This is a genomic window from Xanthobacter aminoxidans (assembly GCF_023571765.1).
In the GTDB taxonomy this organism is placed as follows: Bacteria; Pseudomonadota; Alphaproteobacteria; order Rhizobiales; family Xanthobacteraceae; genus Xanthobacter; species Xanthobacter aminoxidans.
The window spans coordinates 137828-154391 of record NZ_JAMJXC010000001.1 but is presented as its reverse complement, the minus strand read 5'-3'; the positions used below and the strand labels follow the sequence as shown (position 1 = coordinate 154391).

The window sequence follows — 16564 nt, the reverse complement described above, 5'->3', positions numbered from 1 at the left end:
CGGATACCCCCAGACACCCCCGGAACCTGCTGAACCGGAGAATTGAGTGCCTACAAGGGTTTTCGGAGCTTTTGGGATCTACCCGGAAGGGTAAATGGTGCCAGGAGAGGCAACGAATAATTCAGATATATATCTGATTTCAAAGAAAATAATCTTTTGGTGAATTTTTGATACCCCCAAATGTACCCCCAATTGCTCAGGCTACCCCCTCCACAGCACGTCGCGCGGCTCGATCATACCCCCTTATCCCATCCCGGAAACAGCTCCTTCAGCCGCTCCACCGTATGGCGCCATTTCGGGGTGCGCGGGGCGCAGACGGTGTTCTGGTTGCCGAACATGCCGGTCTCGTTCACCGCCTGAGAGAGCGGCCGGGTCGCGAGCCATTCCATGGGCACGAAATATTCGCACCGCTCCGGGTCGTCGGCGACGCTGCGGTAATGGCCCTTCATCACCTCCAGCGCCGGGCGCTCGACACCGGCCTCGTCCGTCACGGTGAAGTCGGAGGCGGGGACGGAGCTGCCGCGCGCGCGGCCGACGCCGACGAAGCCGTAGCCGGGCGCCTTCACCCACACCAGATCGCCATCCTTCAGCAGCTTCAGCGTGCCCGTATACCAGGAGCCGCCGCCCGCGCTGATAAAGCCGTAGCGGCGTGCGTCTTCCCAATCGCGTTCGCCGTCGTGGCCGAAGCTGGCATAGAATTCGCCGTTCCACGGCTCCTTTTCGCCGGAGGCGCTGCTGCTCGATGCGGCCACCTGCGTCTCGATGGGATCGAGCAACCAGGCCCGGCTCAGCAATTGGCCGGCATCGGTCTCGAACACCTGAAAGCAAAGCACGTTGATGGGAATGTCGCGGCGGTTGAGATAGCCAACGATGCGCTCGCTGGCGGCGTCCAGCTCGGATGCGACGATAACGATCTGGTGGTTCTGGTTCAGCGTGTCGGGATCGAGCTTCTGGCCGAACCTTGCCGCAAAGGCGTCGTCGAGGCTGCCGCCCTTGGAGAAGCGAGCATAGATGCGATTGAGGTCCTGCGCCTGCAATCCTTCGGCCCAGGTGGCATAATCGAGGGCCTGCGCCACCACCTCGCGCGGGGTCTTGCCGCGCTTCAACTCGATCAGGATCAGCGTGCCATCGGGGGCGAGGGCGAGGAGGTCGATGCGGCCGGAAAAGCCGGTGTCCTCCTGCCGGCCGATCATCATCCATTGCCGAGAGAGGATATCCGGCGCGGCGACGATCATGTCTTCCAACAGCGCCTCACTGGGCAGGCTCGCCTCAACCAGCCGCGCCGGTTGTGCGCCGACGCGCCAGAGACTGTGATGGATGGGCATGAGGTCTCCTCTAGCTCAAAAGTATTGGTTTCTCTCAAATCATGTAATTATTCTATCTCCACGTCCGGCTGTCCTGCCATGAGCGCGTTGATCCAGGCCAATGTCATGTCGCGGCTGCGATACCGGCCGTATCTTGACACCTCCTCCCGCTCCACGATCGGGAAGGTCGAGAAAATATATCGGATGTTGTCACGGCTCTGCCCCGGTGCGGCAGGATCGAATACGCCGTAGAGGATGAAATAGAGCGCATCGAGCTTCGCCCGGAGCTTCAGTCGGCGGCCCTCGTCCCAGACAAAGGGCGGCAGGACGGCGCCCGACGCATCCACATGGCCCATGTCGCGGGCGAAGGGAGCCATATCGTGGGCTGTATAGGTCAATTCGAGTACCGCATCCCGCACGATGTCTTTGGCCGCCTTCGTGCCAAAGGCGCGAGTATAGGCGGCAGGCGGGACGGTAGGGAGCTGCTCTAGCAGATACCAAGCAAGGTGATTGCCATGGACTTTCTGCCGAGCGAGATAGTCGAAGACTACGCTGTTCAAATTTGCGAGTACCAAGGGTGCGAACTCGACATAACTGGGCGGACCATCGCCTTTCTCGGGAAAGAGTACGGGAAGGGTATGCCCGGCGGCGTAGCGTGGGATCATCGTGGCGATGGTGGTGCGCGCGTTCGTGACTGATGTGACATCCTTGAGCGACACGCACCAGTCGGTGGGCGCGGCCCATCCAATCTTGGACGCCGGCACCCAATAGCGCGGATTGGGCAGGCGAGCGGTGTCACAGTGTTCCTCATCGGTCAAGTCGGCGCCCTGACCGGGACGAAAAACGTTGGCCTCCGCCAGTACGACGTCTGAGGCCCGATGGTCGAATGCCTGCACCATCTTGCCCTCGTAAAGCGGCACCCACTGCCCGGCAGATGATGCGAAGCAATTGCCGTTGATGGGCCAAGCGCCTTCTTCGCTCTCAAGTTCGGCACGGGTCCGAAAGAGACCGCTGTCGTTCGCCATATCTAACATACGAACGTATCGCAACGGCCACACAACTACTGGCTCATTGCCGGAGCGGTTCACTAAGACGGGGAGGCGATCATAAATTTGTGCGGTGATGTCTTTGTCGCGTCTTGATCGAAAAATCGGAGCGGTTCCGCTATTAGGATTGATTTTCCGAATCTCATCAGCGGTTAAAGCAAACACGCGATCAGGATTTTCAATCTCTGCAAGCTCACGGATGAAAAATCCGTACGACGCCTCCTTGAACGTCCGAGCTTCGCCTCCTGCGACATAGGCACAAAACTTGAAGCGGTAATATACATCTGGGAAGAATAAACTACCGTCGTAGCGGCGATTGAAAAAATCGATGACCGCATGAATCTGCCTATTACTTGTGACTTGGCGGAAGAATGCAGCAGAACTCTGGTCCGACGCGATACCCGAAGGGACCAGGACGCCGACCATACCCTCCTGCTTTACCAGCGCGTGGGCGCGCTCAATGAAAAGCGAATTAAGATTCGTATCGCCGCCTGCCAGAAATGGATAGTGGCCCGACTTGCGCGCGACGCGGGCGGTGTCCGCTGCACGCGCCTCGGCCTTTTCATAGTCGGCAAAGAGCGGAGCACCCTCGGCCTTTAGGGCTGCGATCATGCGGGCACGGTCAGAGGCCCGCTGCGCCAGCGCAATTTCTGGCTTGCGAGCTGCGAACCATTCCACCTGTTGCAGCTTGATACGGTCCCACGGCGGATTGCCCACAACCGCGTCAAACCCGCCATCACGCTCCCGGCCTTCCCAGTTCGACCACACGCCAGGAAAGGCGATCTGCCAATTGAGGAATCGCTCCTCAGCAATCAAGGCGTGGGCGCGTTTCAGAATAGCGGCAAAACGTTCGCCCTCGTCCCGCCGCACGCGGCCGAACTGCGGCTGCGCTCGGCCGCCAGCAATGTCAATTGGGTTGCCGAACTGGCCGTCAAGCCAAGCCCTCACAGCCGCTTTATCTTCGCGTGATTTCAAGTCCAGCCAGTCAAGGGCATGCAGGAACGAGACGAAGGCATCCAGCGGGGCCACCTGTGCCTTGATGCCGAAGAAGGTGTCTGCGGATTGGTGCGCCTCGGCAATCTCCACGTCCACCAGCCGCTCGATCACCTGCATGGCGGATGCCGCCGACTGTGCCTCCTTCAATGCGGCGGCATAGAGCAGTTCGCCGCCGCCCCGCGCTGCCGCCTTGTCGATGGCATCACGCACCCACAGGCCGAACAGACTGTCGCCCGTGCGCAGATGATGGTCAATGAAGGAGAGGGGCGCGCCAACGGTAAAAGTGTGGAGCCAAAGGGCAACCTTAGCCAGCTCTACCGCCATGGGGTTCTTGTCCACCCCATAGATGCAGCGTTTGAGCACCATACGCCGAACGATGTGCCGGTCGTCGAGCTGGGCTTCGTCGACAGCCCATTTTGCCGCGCGGGCGTTGCGTAAGATGGTGGTTCGGATGTCCTCGATTTTCTCCGCCAGTGGGGAGACATAGCCGAGTTCCCCCCCCAGCACTGCGGCTTCCGCCATGGCGTCGAGCACATGGTCGGCGATCATGTCCACGAGGCTGACGAGGAAGTGGCCGGAGCCCATGGCCGGATCACAGATGCGCAGCCTAAGGATCGCCTCGGCAGGGTCTGCCTCGCGTAATGCGCGGCGACGCACAGCTTCAGACTCTTCCGGGTCGAGCCCGGCGAGCGCCGTGCGAAAGGTGCCGAGCCGCTCTATGATCAGCGGCTCCAGCGTCTGGGCAAGGATCAGGCCCACCAGTTCGTCGGGTGTGTAATAGCTCCCGCTATTCTTGCGGGCGAAAAGGTTGGGCCGCACCGAAAGCGTACCATCTTCTCTCCGGATCAGCTCAAACTCCAGCAATCGCTCATAGATGGAACCGAGCTGCTGAACTGACAGGTCCCGGTAGTTGATATAGCGCCGCTCACCCGTAGAACGCTCATAGGACAGGGCATCGAGTGCCCCGGCCATGATGGCATCGGCGATGCGCACCCGCCCCAGGAGCGGCGTGCCGTCGGCGGCGAACAAGCCGCCGTTATAGGGCGGAATGCCGACGCTGGTATCTCCTCGGTCGATTATGCGCGCCAAGTCCGCCACATGCCCGAAGATGCGCGTGGCGCTCGTGGAGAAGGCATCACCATTCGACACACGCCTGCCCACGTCGAGTCGCAAGTTGCGCAGGGCATAGTCATCATAGCGTTTGTCGTTCACCGGCAGCAGCGCGCGGTCTTCAGCGTAGAGCAGGAACAGCAGTCGATAGAGCAGCACCAACGCCGTGTCGCGCACCTCGGTTAGAGGTGCGTCCGGTGCCGCTTCGGCGATGGCTCCGGCTAGGTTGGGGAAGACGGTGGTGAACACCAGCTCCGACAGGCTAGAGGCAACCTTTTCCTCATAGAAGGCCGCATCGGCGCGGGCGCGCTCGTGGAAAGTTCGCCGATCGACACCTGTGCCGAGGAACGCTTCACGCGAGAACAGAACGGCAAACACCCGCAGCCAATGCTCGCGGTCCGCATCGCTGGCGAAGAGGTCAGCACCATCGAGTGCGAGGACGCGGGCAAGGTCGATCTCCAGAAACTGTTCCGACACCGAACGCGCACCAGCCCAGTAGAGCCGCCACCGCGAACCGTTGGTAAGGATACCCCAACGCAGACGGCCACTGGTCAAGTCGTCGATGCGTCGCAGATATCGCAACATCTGCGTTGACGGCGCGGTGGTCTCATCCTTACCTGATGCGCGGTCGAGGGGCCGAGCCCACCGCTTGCACTCCACGACGCAGAGGCCATGCGCATAACGCCTCCATTGTTCGGCCTGTGCGTTGGCCGCCACCTTCGATGCGGCGTCGGCGAACAAGAGCCCGTCGGGTACATCGTCGCGACCGCTGGCGGTCAGATTCTGTTGCCGGAGGCTATCGGACCAGCCAAGGGCACCGAGCACAGGCCATATGAAGTCGTCTTCAGTCTGGCTTTCGTTGGTTCGGATGCTCTTAGGGAACGGAACAGCGATTTCGGCCAAACGGGCGCGAAGGCTGGCAGCGTCAACGGAGCGATAGGCTTCAGTATGCTTAATCGCGTCCGCGAGGTAGTCGGTCGTGAACAGCGCGCCGGAAATGAACGAAGCTGAATCGGACAAGGCTTCCCCCTGCATCAACCCGCTCAATACCCGCAGACGCCCGACCGGCAAAGCGCATTATGGTCCGGTGCCTCCAACCCTTCTAAATCAAGGCCTGGACCTAGGCGACCAAATCGCCACCTCTTCGTTTGGCCAGCAAGGCGCCGATCTGCGCCAGCGTATCATCGTCGCTGCTGGGGGCTTGCGCTCCCATCCGCCCCATCACCTCCCCCTGCCGGTGGGGATCGATTCGGCCATACGACGTGAGCGTGGTGGCGATGTGTTCGTGGCCGAGGTTCTGGCTCCAGGCCTTCAGTTCCTCCGGGGTCCGGCACATGGTCTGCGCCAGATGGCCGAGGGTGTGGCGGAAGGAGTGGGGCGGGAAATAGGGCAGGCCCGCGCGCTCGAAGGCCTTGCGGAAAATCTCCCGCACCGGCGAGGCATTGCTCCAGTGCTCCCGCTCGATGCCCACCGGCGCAAAGCCGCCATCCTCGCCAAGGCCCATCCGCGTGCGGGGGAAGAGCGGGTCGGCCGGGCCGAACAGGTGGACCTTGCGCAATTCCTCGATCCAGGCGAGCGCGATATCGGCGAGGTCGTCGCCCACCGGGAAGAAATAGGTGACGATGGCCTTCGCGAATTTGGTCTCGACGCTGTTGGGGTCCTGCGCCACCACCGGTGTCTTGCCGGACGTGTCCAGATGGCCGAGCGACAGCGACACCAGCGCGCGGTCGCGGATGCCGGTCAGGAGCGTGAAAGCGACCAGGGCGCGATTGCGGCGCTCGATCACGGTTTCTTCCGGCATGGCGGCAACGGTCGCACGCACCAGTTCGAGGCTGGGGAAGGCCCGCAGCTTCGCCGCCTTGGCTCGCGCCGCATCCTTGTTCGACGGCGACAGATAATCGATATCCGCCATGTGGACCTTGGACTTGAAGCCGGGCTGCCACGACAGCCAGGTGAAGAACTCCTTCAGCGCGGTGAGCGTGGTGGCCTGCGTGGATGCGCTCAAGGCCTCGCCGGTGCGCACGCCTTCGGTCTCGGCAAGCCGCGCCTTGAAGCCCATAGCCTGCTCGCGCCGGAAGGTCTTGAAGTCCTTCGCAGCCGTGTACGCCTCATAGCGTGCGAGGGCCTTGCGCACGGCATCGAGCGTCGCCTCGCTCTTGCCCTTGGCTTCCTTCAGATAGCGGATATAGTCCCGCTTCAGGCGCTCATTGGACGGGTTCAGTCTCGTCATCGCGTTACACCTCCTCGAAAGCACGGTTTGCATTGGGGTCGGAACACCCATTCATTCGTTCCGGCGCCAGCCTGTGCAGATCGATCAGGGCGCCGAGGGCCGGCAGGTCGGCCCGCCGCACGGTGCGGTGCATGGGGGTTCCGCAGGAGGCGCAGAGGGCAGCAAGGCGCGCGACCTTCTCATTGCGGAATGAGAGGTCAGCCGTCCCGCCCCAAGGCGCGCGCGGCACCCGGCAGCGAAAGCAATAGAACTCGCCGGGGCGGCATGTGTGGCGCCGGCTCTCCCGCCGCTTGGCGAGGAAGGCCCTGAGGGCCGAGCCATGGATCAGGAGGGGGCGCCGGTCATCGATCGCCCCCAGCCCCTCCTTGAGCCACCGCCGCACGGTGTTGCGGTGGATGCCGAGGAGCTTGGCAACCTCGGCCACTTCATAGGTGGTGCCCTGCTTCACCTTCTGCGGAGAGCACCGGCGCGGCTTGCGGGCGCGCATTCCCTTCACCCCCGCCGCCCCGTCGCGATGCGGTCGGCAATCCAGCCGTCAATCTCCGCCTCGATCCAGGCAACGCACCGCTCGGTCAGGGCCACCGGCTGGGGAAAGCGCCCCTCCCGCATATAGGCGTAGATGGTGCTGCGGCTGAGGCAGGTACGGGCCTTCACGGCCTCCAGGCGCAGGAGAGAGGGGCGGGTCGTCGTATCGTTCGCGTTCATTGGCTCCATCCGGGTCCGAGTGGACATGAATGGAAGGATGGGCGCGACGCGGACGTTAAAATAGCCGGGCGAATTTGAAAAAAGGATGCCTGCTCAATGCACTAAGCGAACCCTAACCCGACCCAAAGTCACCTAGAAGGGGATGTCGTCGTCTAGGTCGGAACTGAACGAACCCGCCCCTTCGCTTGTCGAAAGAGGGGGGACCGTTGTTCCGAACCCTCCCCCATGTTCGCGGCGATCCTTGGGGGTGGTTGGGGCGCCGCCCGCTGGTTTCCAGTTCGCTACCTTGGCTATTTCCTCGATCCCGGTGGCATTTGGCGTTCCGTCTTTGTTCAGCAGTCCGTATCGGGCCGCGTTCTCTTTCAACCAAAGCTCGATCGCCTTTTTTGGCGAGCGTCCTCGAAGCCATTTCTTATCCGACGTAACGGCCTTCCAGGCATCATTCGCAGCCGCTAGTTTCGGCGCGTAGTAGGGACTGAAGAAGTCACCCGGCCCATCATCCTCTTCTTCGATGGGTACAAAAAACCCATCCTTGAAACCGGCTGCTTCCAACCATGAACGAATATCGTCTACCCGCATCAGACTGCGATCTAGATCGAGATATTCCTCGAACTCGCCAGTACGAAACTCTTTTGCCAGTTTTATTGTTCCATCTTCACTCGCACTTCGAAGCGCATGAATAACTGCGGCCGTCTTATTCTTAATATCGGGATGCCAATTGTATGGCGACGAATCCTCAAATTTGGCTGGGTCATAACCTTCGATGAGAAGCGCTGCTTGATAGATGGTTAGCGACTTGGCGAGCCGCCATCTGGACCGGCCGGACATAGTGCACCTGCGGACTGATTCGTTAGTTTTATTGTCGAATCAATTGGCCCTCAGTCCAGCGCCGTCCGAGGATTTCATCAGCCCGTGCACAATGGGCGGGCTGAGGCCTCCTCACTTTCCCGCAGCCCGTCCAGATGATCCGCCCACCACGCCATCATCCGCACCCGCTCCTCCCAATGCTCGCCTCTCAGGTACGCCCGGCGCACCTCATTGTTCTCCGCATGGGCGAGCTGGCGCTCGATGGCGTCGGGATTCCACCGCCCGCTCTCGTTCAAGAGTGTCGAGGCGGTGGCGCGGAAGCCGTGGGCGGTGGCGATATCTGGGCCGAAGCCGAGACGGCGCAGGGCGAAGTTGAGGGTGTTCTCGCTGATCGGCTTCTTCGCCGCGCCGATGCAGGGGAAGGCGAAATCGTCCTCCGCCGTCACCGCGTGAAGCTCGCGGAGGATGGCCACCGCCTGCGGGGGAAGCGGGATGCGGTGGGGCCGGCGCATCTTCATGCGTTCGGCCGGAATGGACCAAACGGCCTTGTCGAGGTCGAATTCGGACCACCGCGCCGCGCGCAGCTCGCCGGGACGGGGGAACAGCAGCGGCATAAGCCGCAGCGCGGCGCGTGTCGCCGGCTGGCCTCGATATCCGTCGATAGCCTTGAGGAGCTTGCCCAGCTCGGTCGCAGTGGTGACAGCGGATCGGTGCTGCACCTTCGGCGTGGTCAGGGCGCCGCGCAGGGCGAAGGTCGGGTCGTTCTCGATTCGGGCGGTGGCTATGGCGTAGCGGAAAACCGAGCCGACGACAGAGCGCATCCGCCGCGCCGTCTCATGGTGGCCCTTGGCCTCGATCTCCCGCAGCGCCACCAGCACGTCGGCCGAGCTGACACCGCCGATATCCCGGTCCCCGAAATGGGGGTATGCGAACCCAAGCAGCCAACGCCGCTTCCCCAGCGTGATATCGGCAAGCCCCTCGCGCTCCAGCTTGGCGAGGTGTTCCTCGGCCACCGCGCGGAAGGTGTTGGTCGGCGCCGCTTTCGCCTCCTCCCGCGACTGCTTCTTGAGGGCGGAGGGGTCAGCGCCGTCGATGATCGCCTTCTTGGCGTCGTCGCGCCGCTCCCGCGCCTTGGCGAGCGTCACATCGGGATAGGGGCCTATGGCGAGGAGTTTCTCCTTGCCCTCGATGCGGTACTTCAACCGCCAGAGGCGGGAGCCGGTCGGGTTCACCAGGAGATAGAGACCGCCACCGTCCGCCAGCTTATAGGGCTTGTCGCCGGCCTTGGCCGCGCGGATGGCCGTGTCGGTCAGGGGCATGGGGGGTCGCCCTCAATGGGGGTACGTTTCCGATACCCCCAAAAATACCCCCAAATTTGCCGGCTGCCAACGGATACCCCCAGACACCCCCGGAACCTACTGGACCGGAGAATTGAGTGTTTGTAAGGGTTTTCGGAGCTTTTGGGACCTACCCGGAAGGGTAAATGGTGCCCAGGAGAGGACTCGAACCTCCACGGCTTTCACCACTGGTACCTGAAACCAGCGCGTCTACCAATTCCGCCACCTGGGCCCCGTCCGGTTGGGGCCGGATCGGAGCGCGACACATAGAGGGGGTGCGGCTTGCTTGTCAACACGCTCCTTGCGCTCTGTCGCGGAAAGATGGGGAAGGCGGGTGCGGCCGGTGGGGCGGCACCCGCGTCTGCGTCAGCCCTTGAAGTTGGGCGGGCGCTTTTCGATGAAGGCGCTCATGCCTTCCTGCTGGTGGGCGAGGCCGAACTGGGACTGGAACACCCGGCGCTCGAAGCGGATGCCCTCGGCAAGGGACGTCTCGTAGGAGCGGTTCACCGCCTCCTTGGTCTGCATCGCGATCGGCAGCGACATGCCGGCGATGACCTTGGCGACCTTCAGCGCCTCGGTCATCAGCTCGGCGGCGGGGATGATGCGCGAGACGAGGCCGGAGCGCTCGGCTTCCACCGCATCCATCAGCCGTCCGGTGAGGCACATCTCCATGGCCTTGGACTTGCCGACGAAACGCGTCAGGCGCTGGGTGCCGCCCGAGCCGGGCATGACGCCGAGCTTGATCTCCGGCTGGCCGAACTTCGCGGTGTCGGCGGCGAGGATGAAGTCGCACATCATGGCAAGCTCGCAGCCGCCGCCCAGCGCGAAGCCGGCCACCGCCGCGATCACCGGCTTGCGGGTGCGCGAGAGGCGCTCCCAGGAGGTGATGTAGTCGTCGAGATACGTGTCCGGATAGGTGAAGCTCTGCATCGCCTTGATGTCGGCGCCGGCGGCGAAGGCCTTCTCCGAGCCGGTGAGGATGATGCAGCCGATGGCGCGGTCGTTCTCGAGCACGTCGAGGGCGGCGTTCAGCTCGTTGATGAGCTGGGCGTTGAGCGCGTTGAGCGCCTGCGGGCGGTTCAGCCGGATGATGCCAACCCGCTCGTCCACCTCCAACAGGATCGTCTCGTAAGCCATCCTCGTCTCCTCCTGAGCCGGCGTGACGCCGGTCGATATCCTGCGCCGCGCGCGCGGAACCGTGCTCTAGCGCTTCCGCGCCGGCATGCGAAGTGGCAGCCTCGCACAGCGGCCGTGCGGGGCTGCGCTATCTCTGGCAGACCGGGCAGTAGAAGGTGGAGCGCCCGCCTTGCACGATGCGCTGGACGATGCCCTTGCAGTGCCGGGTGCGGCAGGGTTCGCCCTCGCGGTCGTAGACGCGGAAGGTGTGCTGGAAATAGCCGAGCTCGCCGCTCACCTGCTTGTGGTCGCGCAGTGAGGAGCCGCCGGCCTGGATGGCCTCGCGCAGCACGTCGCGAATGGCGGTGACGAGACGCTCGACCCGCGGCGTCGGCTTGCCGTCCTTCGTGACGATGGTGTGGGCGAGGCGGCGCGGCGAGAGGCCGGCGCGGAACAGCGCCTCGCAGACATAGATGTTGCCGAGGCCCGCCACCAGCTTCTGGTCCAGCAGCGCGGCCTTCAGCGACGTCTTGCGGCGCGCGAACGCGCCCGCGAGATAGTCGGCATGGAAGGCGTTGCCCAGCGGCTCCGGGCCGAGGCCAGCCAGAAGCGGATGGCTCTCCAGCCGGTCGTAAGGGACGATCAGGATGGCGCCGAAGCGGCGCGGATCGTTGAAGGTCACGGTCGTGCCGCCGGCGAGGTGCAGCACCACATGGTCGTGCGGCCCGGCGGCGGCGCGGGGATAATGGAAGGCCCCGGGGCGGAGCGCCTTTTCGCCCTCCACCCGAATGGAGCCGGACATGCCGAGGTGCAGGATCATCACCTCGCCGCCGTCGAGGTCGGCGAGCAGATATTTGGCGCGGCGGCCGATGGCCTCCACGCGGCGGCCGGCGAGGCGTTCGGCGAAGTTCTCCGGCAGCGGCCAGCGCAGGTCCGGGCGGCGCGCCTCGGCGCTTTCGATCACGGCACCCTGCAAGACGGGCATCAGGCCGCGGCGGACGGTTTCCACCTCGGGCAGTTCGGGCATTTCGTCCTTAAAGGTCACGGGCGCGCCCCAACCGGCGCGCGATTCATCTCAGGCGTCAGCATCCCGCCTCGCAGGCCGCCGCGCAAGATGCCGCAGACCCCGACGGGGGCCGCATCAACAGGCCTCAGCCCTTGCGCAGGATCTTCTCCAGCGGCCGCCCGCGCGCCAGTTCGTCGATCAACTTATCGAGATACCTTATCTCCCGCATGGTCGGCTCGGCGACCTCCTCCACCCGCACCCCGCAGACCACCCCGGTGATGAGCGCGCGGGCGGGATTCGGCGCGGGCGCCCCGGCGAAGAAGGTCTCGAAATCGGTCTTTCCGGCGAGGAGGGTGGCAAGCTCGGCGTCGGAATAGCCGGTCAGCCAGCGGATCACCGCGTCCACCTCCGCCGGCGTGCGCCCCTTCCGCTCGGCCTTGGCGACATAGAGGGGATAGACGCTGGCGAAGCTGGTGGTGGTGATGCGGTGCTTCGGCATGGCGCCGGCCCTCACTTGGGCGGCGGGGAGGAGGGCGGCGGGGAGGACGCCGGACCGGGGGTGTCGAAGTCGAGCTGCTCCAGCCTCAGTCCGCGCCGGGCGATCTTGTCGGCGGAGATGATGACGCGCTGTACGTCGTCACCCACCTGCGCGAAATGCTTGGCGAGGTCGCCCACCCGCTCGCGCAGGCGGCTCACGTCCTCCACCAGGGCGCCGACCTCGGCGCGCACGCGGTCCGCCTCCTCGCGCATGCGGGCGTCCTTGGCGATGGCCTGCACCACCTGCACGGCCAGCATCAGGAGCGATGGCGAAACCAGCACCACGCGCTGGCGATAGGCCTCCTGCACCACGCCGTCGAAATGCTCGCTGATCTCGGCATAGACGGATTCGGACGGCACGAAGATGAGCGCCACGTCCTGCGTCTCGCCGGGGATGAAATAGCGCTCGGCCACGTCATAGACGTGCTTCAAGAGATCGTTGCGCAGGCGCTGGCCGGCGGCCTTGCGATGCTCGGCGGATGGCGCCTCGCGGAAGGCGGTGACGGCCTCCAGCGGGAATTTGGAATCGATGAGCAGCGGGCGCGCATCCCCCGGCAGGAAGATGGCGCAGTCCGGCCTTTTGCCGTTGGAGAGGGTGTACTGGAAGGCGAAGCTGCCGCGCGGCAAACCATCGGAGACGATGGCCTCCATCCGCGCCTGCCCGAAAGCGCCGCGCGCCTGCTTGTTGGCCAGCGTCTCGCGCAACGAAACCACCTGCGCGGAAAGATCGCCGAGCGTGCGCTCGGCCGTCTCCACCATCACGAGACGCTCGGCGATGCGCGTCAGGCTCTCATGGGTGGCGCGGGCGGCGGTGGAGAGCGTCTCTCCCAGCCGATGGGAGGTCTGGTCGAGCCGGTCGGAGACGGCGCGGGCCAGCTCGCTCTGCCTTTGGGCGAGGATCTCCGTCATGCTCTGCACGCGGCCGGCGGTCTCGGACTGGACGCGGACCAGCTCGCGCAGGCGGCGGTCCATCTCGTCCCGCCGCAGCGCCTCCTCGGCGACCGCGGCGGCGCGCGCCCGCGACTGGCGCACGAGCGTCACCAGCACGAGGAACAGCAGCAGCGCCAGCACCGCCGCGGCGACCGCAGCCGCCTCGGCCACGGTGAAGGGCCGCCCGCCGAAGGTGAACAGCACAACCGGCATGCCTTGCTCTTGCGTGAACCTTCTCTTCTTACGTGATTCTCTCATCTGAACAAACGGCGAACATGTTGACCTATGCGGCAGCTTCGCTTATCTCGCTCGAATGACGATCCGGCCCATCCTCATCATCCCCGAGCCCAAGCTGCGCACGCTTTCCACCCCGGTCGAGAAGATCGACAACGAGGTGCGCAAGCTGGTGGAGGACATGTTCGAGACCATGTACGACGCCCCCGGCATCGGGCTGGCGGCCATACAGGTGGGCGTGCAGCGCCGCGTCATCACCATCGATGTCGCGCGCGACGGCGAGAACAAGAAGCCCATCGCCCTCATCAATCCGGAAATCATCGCCGCCTCGGAAGAGACCTCCGTCTACAGCGAGGGCTGCCTCTCCATCCCCGAATATTACGAGGAGGTGGAGCGCCCGGCGAAGGTGGCGGTGCGCTTTATGGACGTGGAGGGCAAGACGCGGGAGGTGGAGGCCGAGGGCCTGTTCGCCACCTGCGTGCAGCACGAGATCGACCATCTCAACGGCGTGCTCTTCATCGATCACATCTCCAAGCTGAAGCGCGACCGCGTCATCAAGAAATTCACCAAGCAGGCGAAGCACAAGGCCGAGGCCTGATCCCGCCGCGGCGGGAGATCACGGGACACGAGGGTCCATGCGCATCGTCTTCATGGGTACGCCGGATTTCGCCGTGCCCACCCTCTCGGAGATCGTCGGGCGCGGCCACGAGGTGGTGGCGGTGTATACCCGCGCCCCGGCCCCGGCCGGCCGGCGCGGGCTCGACCTCACCCCCTCCCCCGTCCATGCGGTGGCCGAGCGCTTCGGCCTGCCGGTGTTCACGCCCAGGAGCCTGAAGGGCGAGGAGGCGGCGGACGCCTTCCGCGCCCATGAGGCGGACGTGGCGGTGGTGGTGGCCTATGGCCTCATCCTGCCGCAGGCCATCCTCGATGCGCCGCGCCTCGGCTGCCTGAACCTGCACGGCTCCCTGCTGCCGCGCTGGCGCGGCGCCGCCCCCATCCAGCGGGCCATCATGGCCGGAGACAAGGAGACCGGCGTCGCGGTGATGCAGATGGAAGCGGGGCTGGACACCGGCCCCGTGGGCCTCGTGGAGCGCATCCCCATCGGCCCGGACATGACCGCCGGCGAATTGCACGACCGGATGATGGTGATCGGCGCCGACCTCATGGGCCGGGCGCTGGCCGCGCTGGAGCGCGGCGGCCTCGCCTTCACGCCCCAGCCGGCGACCGGCGTGGAATATGCCGCCAAGATCGAGAAGGCCGAGACCCGCATCGACTGGTCAAAGCCCGCCCAGGAGGTGCACGACCGCATCCGCGGCCTCTCCCCCTTCCCCGGCGCCTGGTTCCCCCTCGGGCCGGAGGAGGCGCGGGTGAAGGTGCTGCGCTCGACGCTGGCGGAGGGCTCCTCAGCACCCGGAACGGTATTTGACGACCACCTCACCATCGCCTGCGGCGCGGGCGCGGTGCGGCTCGTGGAGCTGCAGAAGGCCGGCAAGCAGCCCATGGGGGCGGAGACGTTCCTGCGGGGCAATGCCGTCCCGCCTGGAAGCCGGCTCGCCTGAGGGCGGCCAGACCCGCCATGCCCCGCTACAAGCTCACCATCGAATATGACGGCACCCCCTTCGCCGGCTGGCAGATGCAGGCGGAGCTGCCCACCGTGCAGGGTGTTCTGGCCGAAGCCTTTCAGCGTTTCTGCGGGGAAAAGGTGACGGTAGCGGGCGCCGGGCGCACCGATGCCGGAGTCCATGCCACCGGGCAGGTGGCCCATGTGGACCTTTCCAAGGACTGGCGCACGGACACGGTGCGCGACGCCATGACGGCCCAGCTTCGCCCCCATCCGGTGGCGGTGCTCTCCGCCGAACTTGTCCCGGACAGCTTCGACGCCCGCTTCTCGGCCACCAAGCGGCACTACCTCTACCGCATCGTCAACCGCCGCCCCGATCTCGCGCTGGACCGCGACCGGGCCTGGCGCATCCCGCAGAAGCTCGACGCCGAGGCGATGCACGCGGCGGCCCAGCGTCTGCTGGGCAAGCACGATTTCTCCACCTTCCGCGCCGCCGAGTGCCAGGCTGCCTCGCCCGTGAAGACGCTGGACCAGCTGGACGTGTCCCGCCACGGCGACGAAATCCGCGTCGTCACCTCGGCCCGGTCCTTCCTGCACCATCAGGTGCGCTCCATGGTGGGCTCGCTGATGCGGGTGGGGGAAGGCCGCTGGAGCGCGGACGATCTCGCCGCCGCCCTCGCCGCCGCCGATCGCACCCGCTGCGGCCCCATGGCCCCGGCGGCGGGGCTCTATCTCGCCGCCGTCAGCTATTGAGCCGCTCCGTTCCGCCGGCTTGAGCCTTGCTGTGGGTAACATCCTGGTGACGTTCACGACGTCGCAGGTTGGAACGGTCGGGCACCCTTGAGCATTTCCACTGTGAAGACACCTCAGGGGCGATAGAGGACAACGGGTCCGATGTTCAGTTTCCGTATGCCGCGCTGGCAGCCCGCGCGCCGCCGCGTCCCCCTCTCCCTCGCCCATCTGGTCGCCCGCGCCGTGCCGGGTGCGCCGTGCGGCTGGGTCTTCTTCGACGGCAGTGAAACCCGGATCGATACGCAGGAGGGTGAGACCGTCATCGTTCCAGGCGGCGCTTTCTTCCCCCGCGAGGCGCATCGCTTCGCCAACGAGGGCGAGGCGCAGGCCGAGGCGGCCCGGCTCAACGATGCCAGCCTCTGCCTCGACCGCCCATGGCGGGTACGCCCTGCCTCCGCGTTCACGGTGGAGCGCGTCCCCCCCTCAGGGAGAATGCTCGCACGGCACGGCTGAGGCCTGTTCAATCCCCCACAAAAACAAAAAAGCCCCCGAATCGGGGGCTTTTTCATATTCGGCGGAGTCGAAGCTCAGATCGAGCCGTTGATCCACTGCACCAGCTTGGCCTTGGGGGCGGCGCCCACCTGCCGGGAGGCGATCTTGCCGTCCTTGAACAGGAGCAGGGTGGGAATGGACATGATACCGTACTTGGATGCCGTCTGCGGATTCTCGTCCACGTTCAGCTTCACGATGCGGACCTTCTCGCCCAGCTCGCCGGAGACTTCCTCCAGGATGGGGGCAACCATGCGGCAGGGGCCGCACCACTCCGCCCAGAAGTCGACGATGACCGGCGCGCTGGACTTCAGCACGTCCTGATCGAAATTCTGATCGGAAACTTTCTCGACGGCCATGACAT

Annotated in this window: 16 protein-coding genes and 1 tRNA gene; 4 read left to right on the top strand and 13 right to left on the bottom strand. The window is 64.9% G+C overall.

The genetic code is table 11. The features are described 5' to 3' along the window. Positions 1-233: 233 nt before the first annotated feature. From EJ105_RS00650 to EJ105_RS00595, 12 genes are all read right to left on the bottom strand, one after another. Positions 234-1325: a DUF8606 domain-containing protein gene (locus EJ105_RS00650; protein ID WP_250164923.1), complete on the bottom strand. Its 1092-nt coding sequence runs from the start codon at positions 1323-1325 to the stop codon at positions 234-236. A gap of 47 nt (positions 1326-1372) precedes the next feature. Beyond that, positions 1373-5491, bottom strand: a complete 4119-nt coding sequence (locus tag EJ105_RS00645; protein ID WP_250164922.1) for an Eco57I restriction-modification methylase domain-containing protein — start codon at positions 5489-5491, stop codon at positions 1373-1375. 85 nt (positions 5492-5576) lie between these two features. Beyond that, complete coding sequence (locus EJ105_RS00640) at positions 5577-6686, bottom strand: tyrosine-type recombinase/integrase (protein ID WP_250164921.1); 1110 nt, start codon at positions 6684-6686, stop codon at positions 5577-5579. A gap of 4 nt (positions 6687-6690) precedes the next feature. Continuing rightward, complete coding sequence (locus EJ105_RS00635; protein ID WP_250164920.1) at positions 6691-7173, bottom strand: helix-turn-helix domain-containing protein; 483 nt, start codon at positions 7171-7173, stop codon at positions 6691-6693. A 5-nt stretch (positions 7174-7178) separates the two neighbouring features. Then, positions 7179-7391: a helix-turn-helix transcriptional regulator gene (locus tag EJ105_RS00630; RefSeq protein WP_250164919.1), complete on the bottom strand. Its 213-nt coding sequence runs from the start codon at positions 7389-7391 to the stop codon at positions 7179-7181. Between the two features lie 132 nt (positions 7392-7523). Beyond that, complete coding sequence (locus EJ105_RS00625) at positions 7524-8219, bottom strand: hypothetical protein (protein WP_250164918.1); 696 nt, start codon at positions 8217-8219, stop codon at positions 7524-7526. A gap of 77 nt (positions 8220-8296) precedes the next feature. Further along, positions 8297-9517 (bottom strand): tyrosine-type recombinase/integrase, encoded by a 1221-nt coding sequence (locus EJ105_RS00620; RefSeq protein ID WP_250164917.1) that lies wholly within the window; start codon positions 9515-9517, stop codon positions 8297-8299. Positions 9518-9682: 165 nt separating this feature from the next. Beyond that, positions 9683-9767, bottom strand: a tRNA-Leu gene (locus EJ105_RS00615). Between the two features lie 134 nt (positions 9768-9901). Continuing rightward, entirely contained in the window at positions 9902-10672 is a 771-nt protein-coding gene (locus EJ105_RS00610; RefSeq protein WP_024276973.1) for an enoyl-CoA hydratase, read from the bottom strand. Positions 10673-10799: 127 nt separating this feature from the next. Continuing rightward, a complete protein-coding gene (mutM, locus tag EJ105_RS00605) occupies positions 10800-11678 on the bottom strand; it encodes a bifunctional DNA-formamidopyrimidine glycosylase/DNA-(apurinic or apyrimidinic site) lyase (RefSeq protein WP_029556620.1) in 879 nt (292 codons plus the stop codon). Positions 11679-11802: 124 nt separating this feature from the next. After that, positions 11803-12156 carry a DUF2200 domain-containing protein gene (locus tag EJ105_RS00600; RefSeq protein WP_250164916.1) on the bottom strand — a complete coding sequence of 118 codons (354 nt, stop codon included), beginning with the start codon at positions 12154-12156 and terminating at the stop codon, positions 11803-11805. Between the two features lie 11 nt (positions 12157-12167). Beyond that, positions 12168-13337, bottom strand: coding sequence for a DNA recombination protein RmuC (locus EJ105_RS00595; RefSeq protein WP_250164915.1), 1170 nt, complete (start codon positions 13335-13337; stop codon positions 12168-12170). A gap of 100 nt (positions 13338-13437) precedes the next feature. Here EJ105_RS00595 and def point away from each other — a divergent pair, with 100 nt between their 5' ends. From def to EJ105_RS00575, 4 genes are all read left to right on the top strand, one after another. Then, on the top strand, positions 13438-13956 hold the full coding sequence (gene def, locus EJ105_RS00590; RefSeq protein WP_250164914.1) for a peptide deformylase: 519 nt from the start codon (positions 13438-13440) through the stop codon (positions 13954-13956). Positions 13957-13993: 37 nt separating this feature from the next. Continuing rightward, complete coding sequence (gene fmt / locus EJ105_RS00585; RefSeq protein ID WP_250164913.1) at positions 13994-14917, top strand: methionyl-tRNA formyltransferase; 924 nt, start codon at positions 13994-13996, stop codon at positions 14915-14917. Positions 14918-14934: 17 nt separating this feature from the next. Then, positions 14935-15672 carry a tRNA pseudouridine(38-40) synthase TruA gene (gene truA / locus EJ105_RS00580; protein WP_250164912.1) on the top strand — a complete coding sequence of 246 codons (738 nt, stop codon included), beginning with the start codon at positions 14935-14937 and terminating at the stop codon, positions 15670-15672. A gap of 141 nt (positions 15673-15813) precedes the next feature. Next, entirely contained in the window at positions 15814-16164 is a 351-nt protein-coding gene (locus tag EJ105_RS00575) for a hypothetical protein (protein ID WP_250164911.1), read from the top strand. Positions 16165-16238: 74 nt separating this feature from the next. Here the strand turns inward: EJ105_RS00575 and trxA are convergent, their stop codons facing one another. Next, positions 16239-16559, bottom strand: a complete 321-nt coding sequence (trxA, locus tag EJ105_RS00570) for a thioredoxin (RefSeq protein ID WP_024276966.1) — start codon at positions 16557-16559, stop codon at positions 16239-16241. Positions 16560-16564 lie beyond the last annotated feature (5 nt).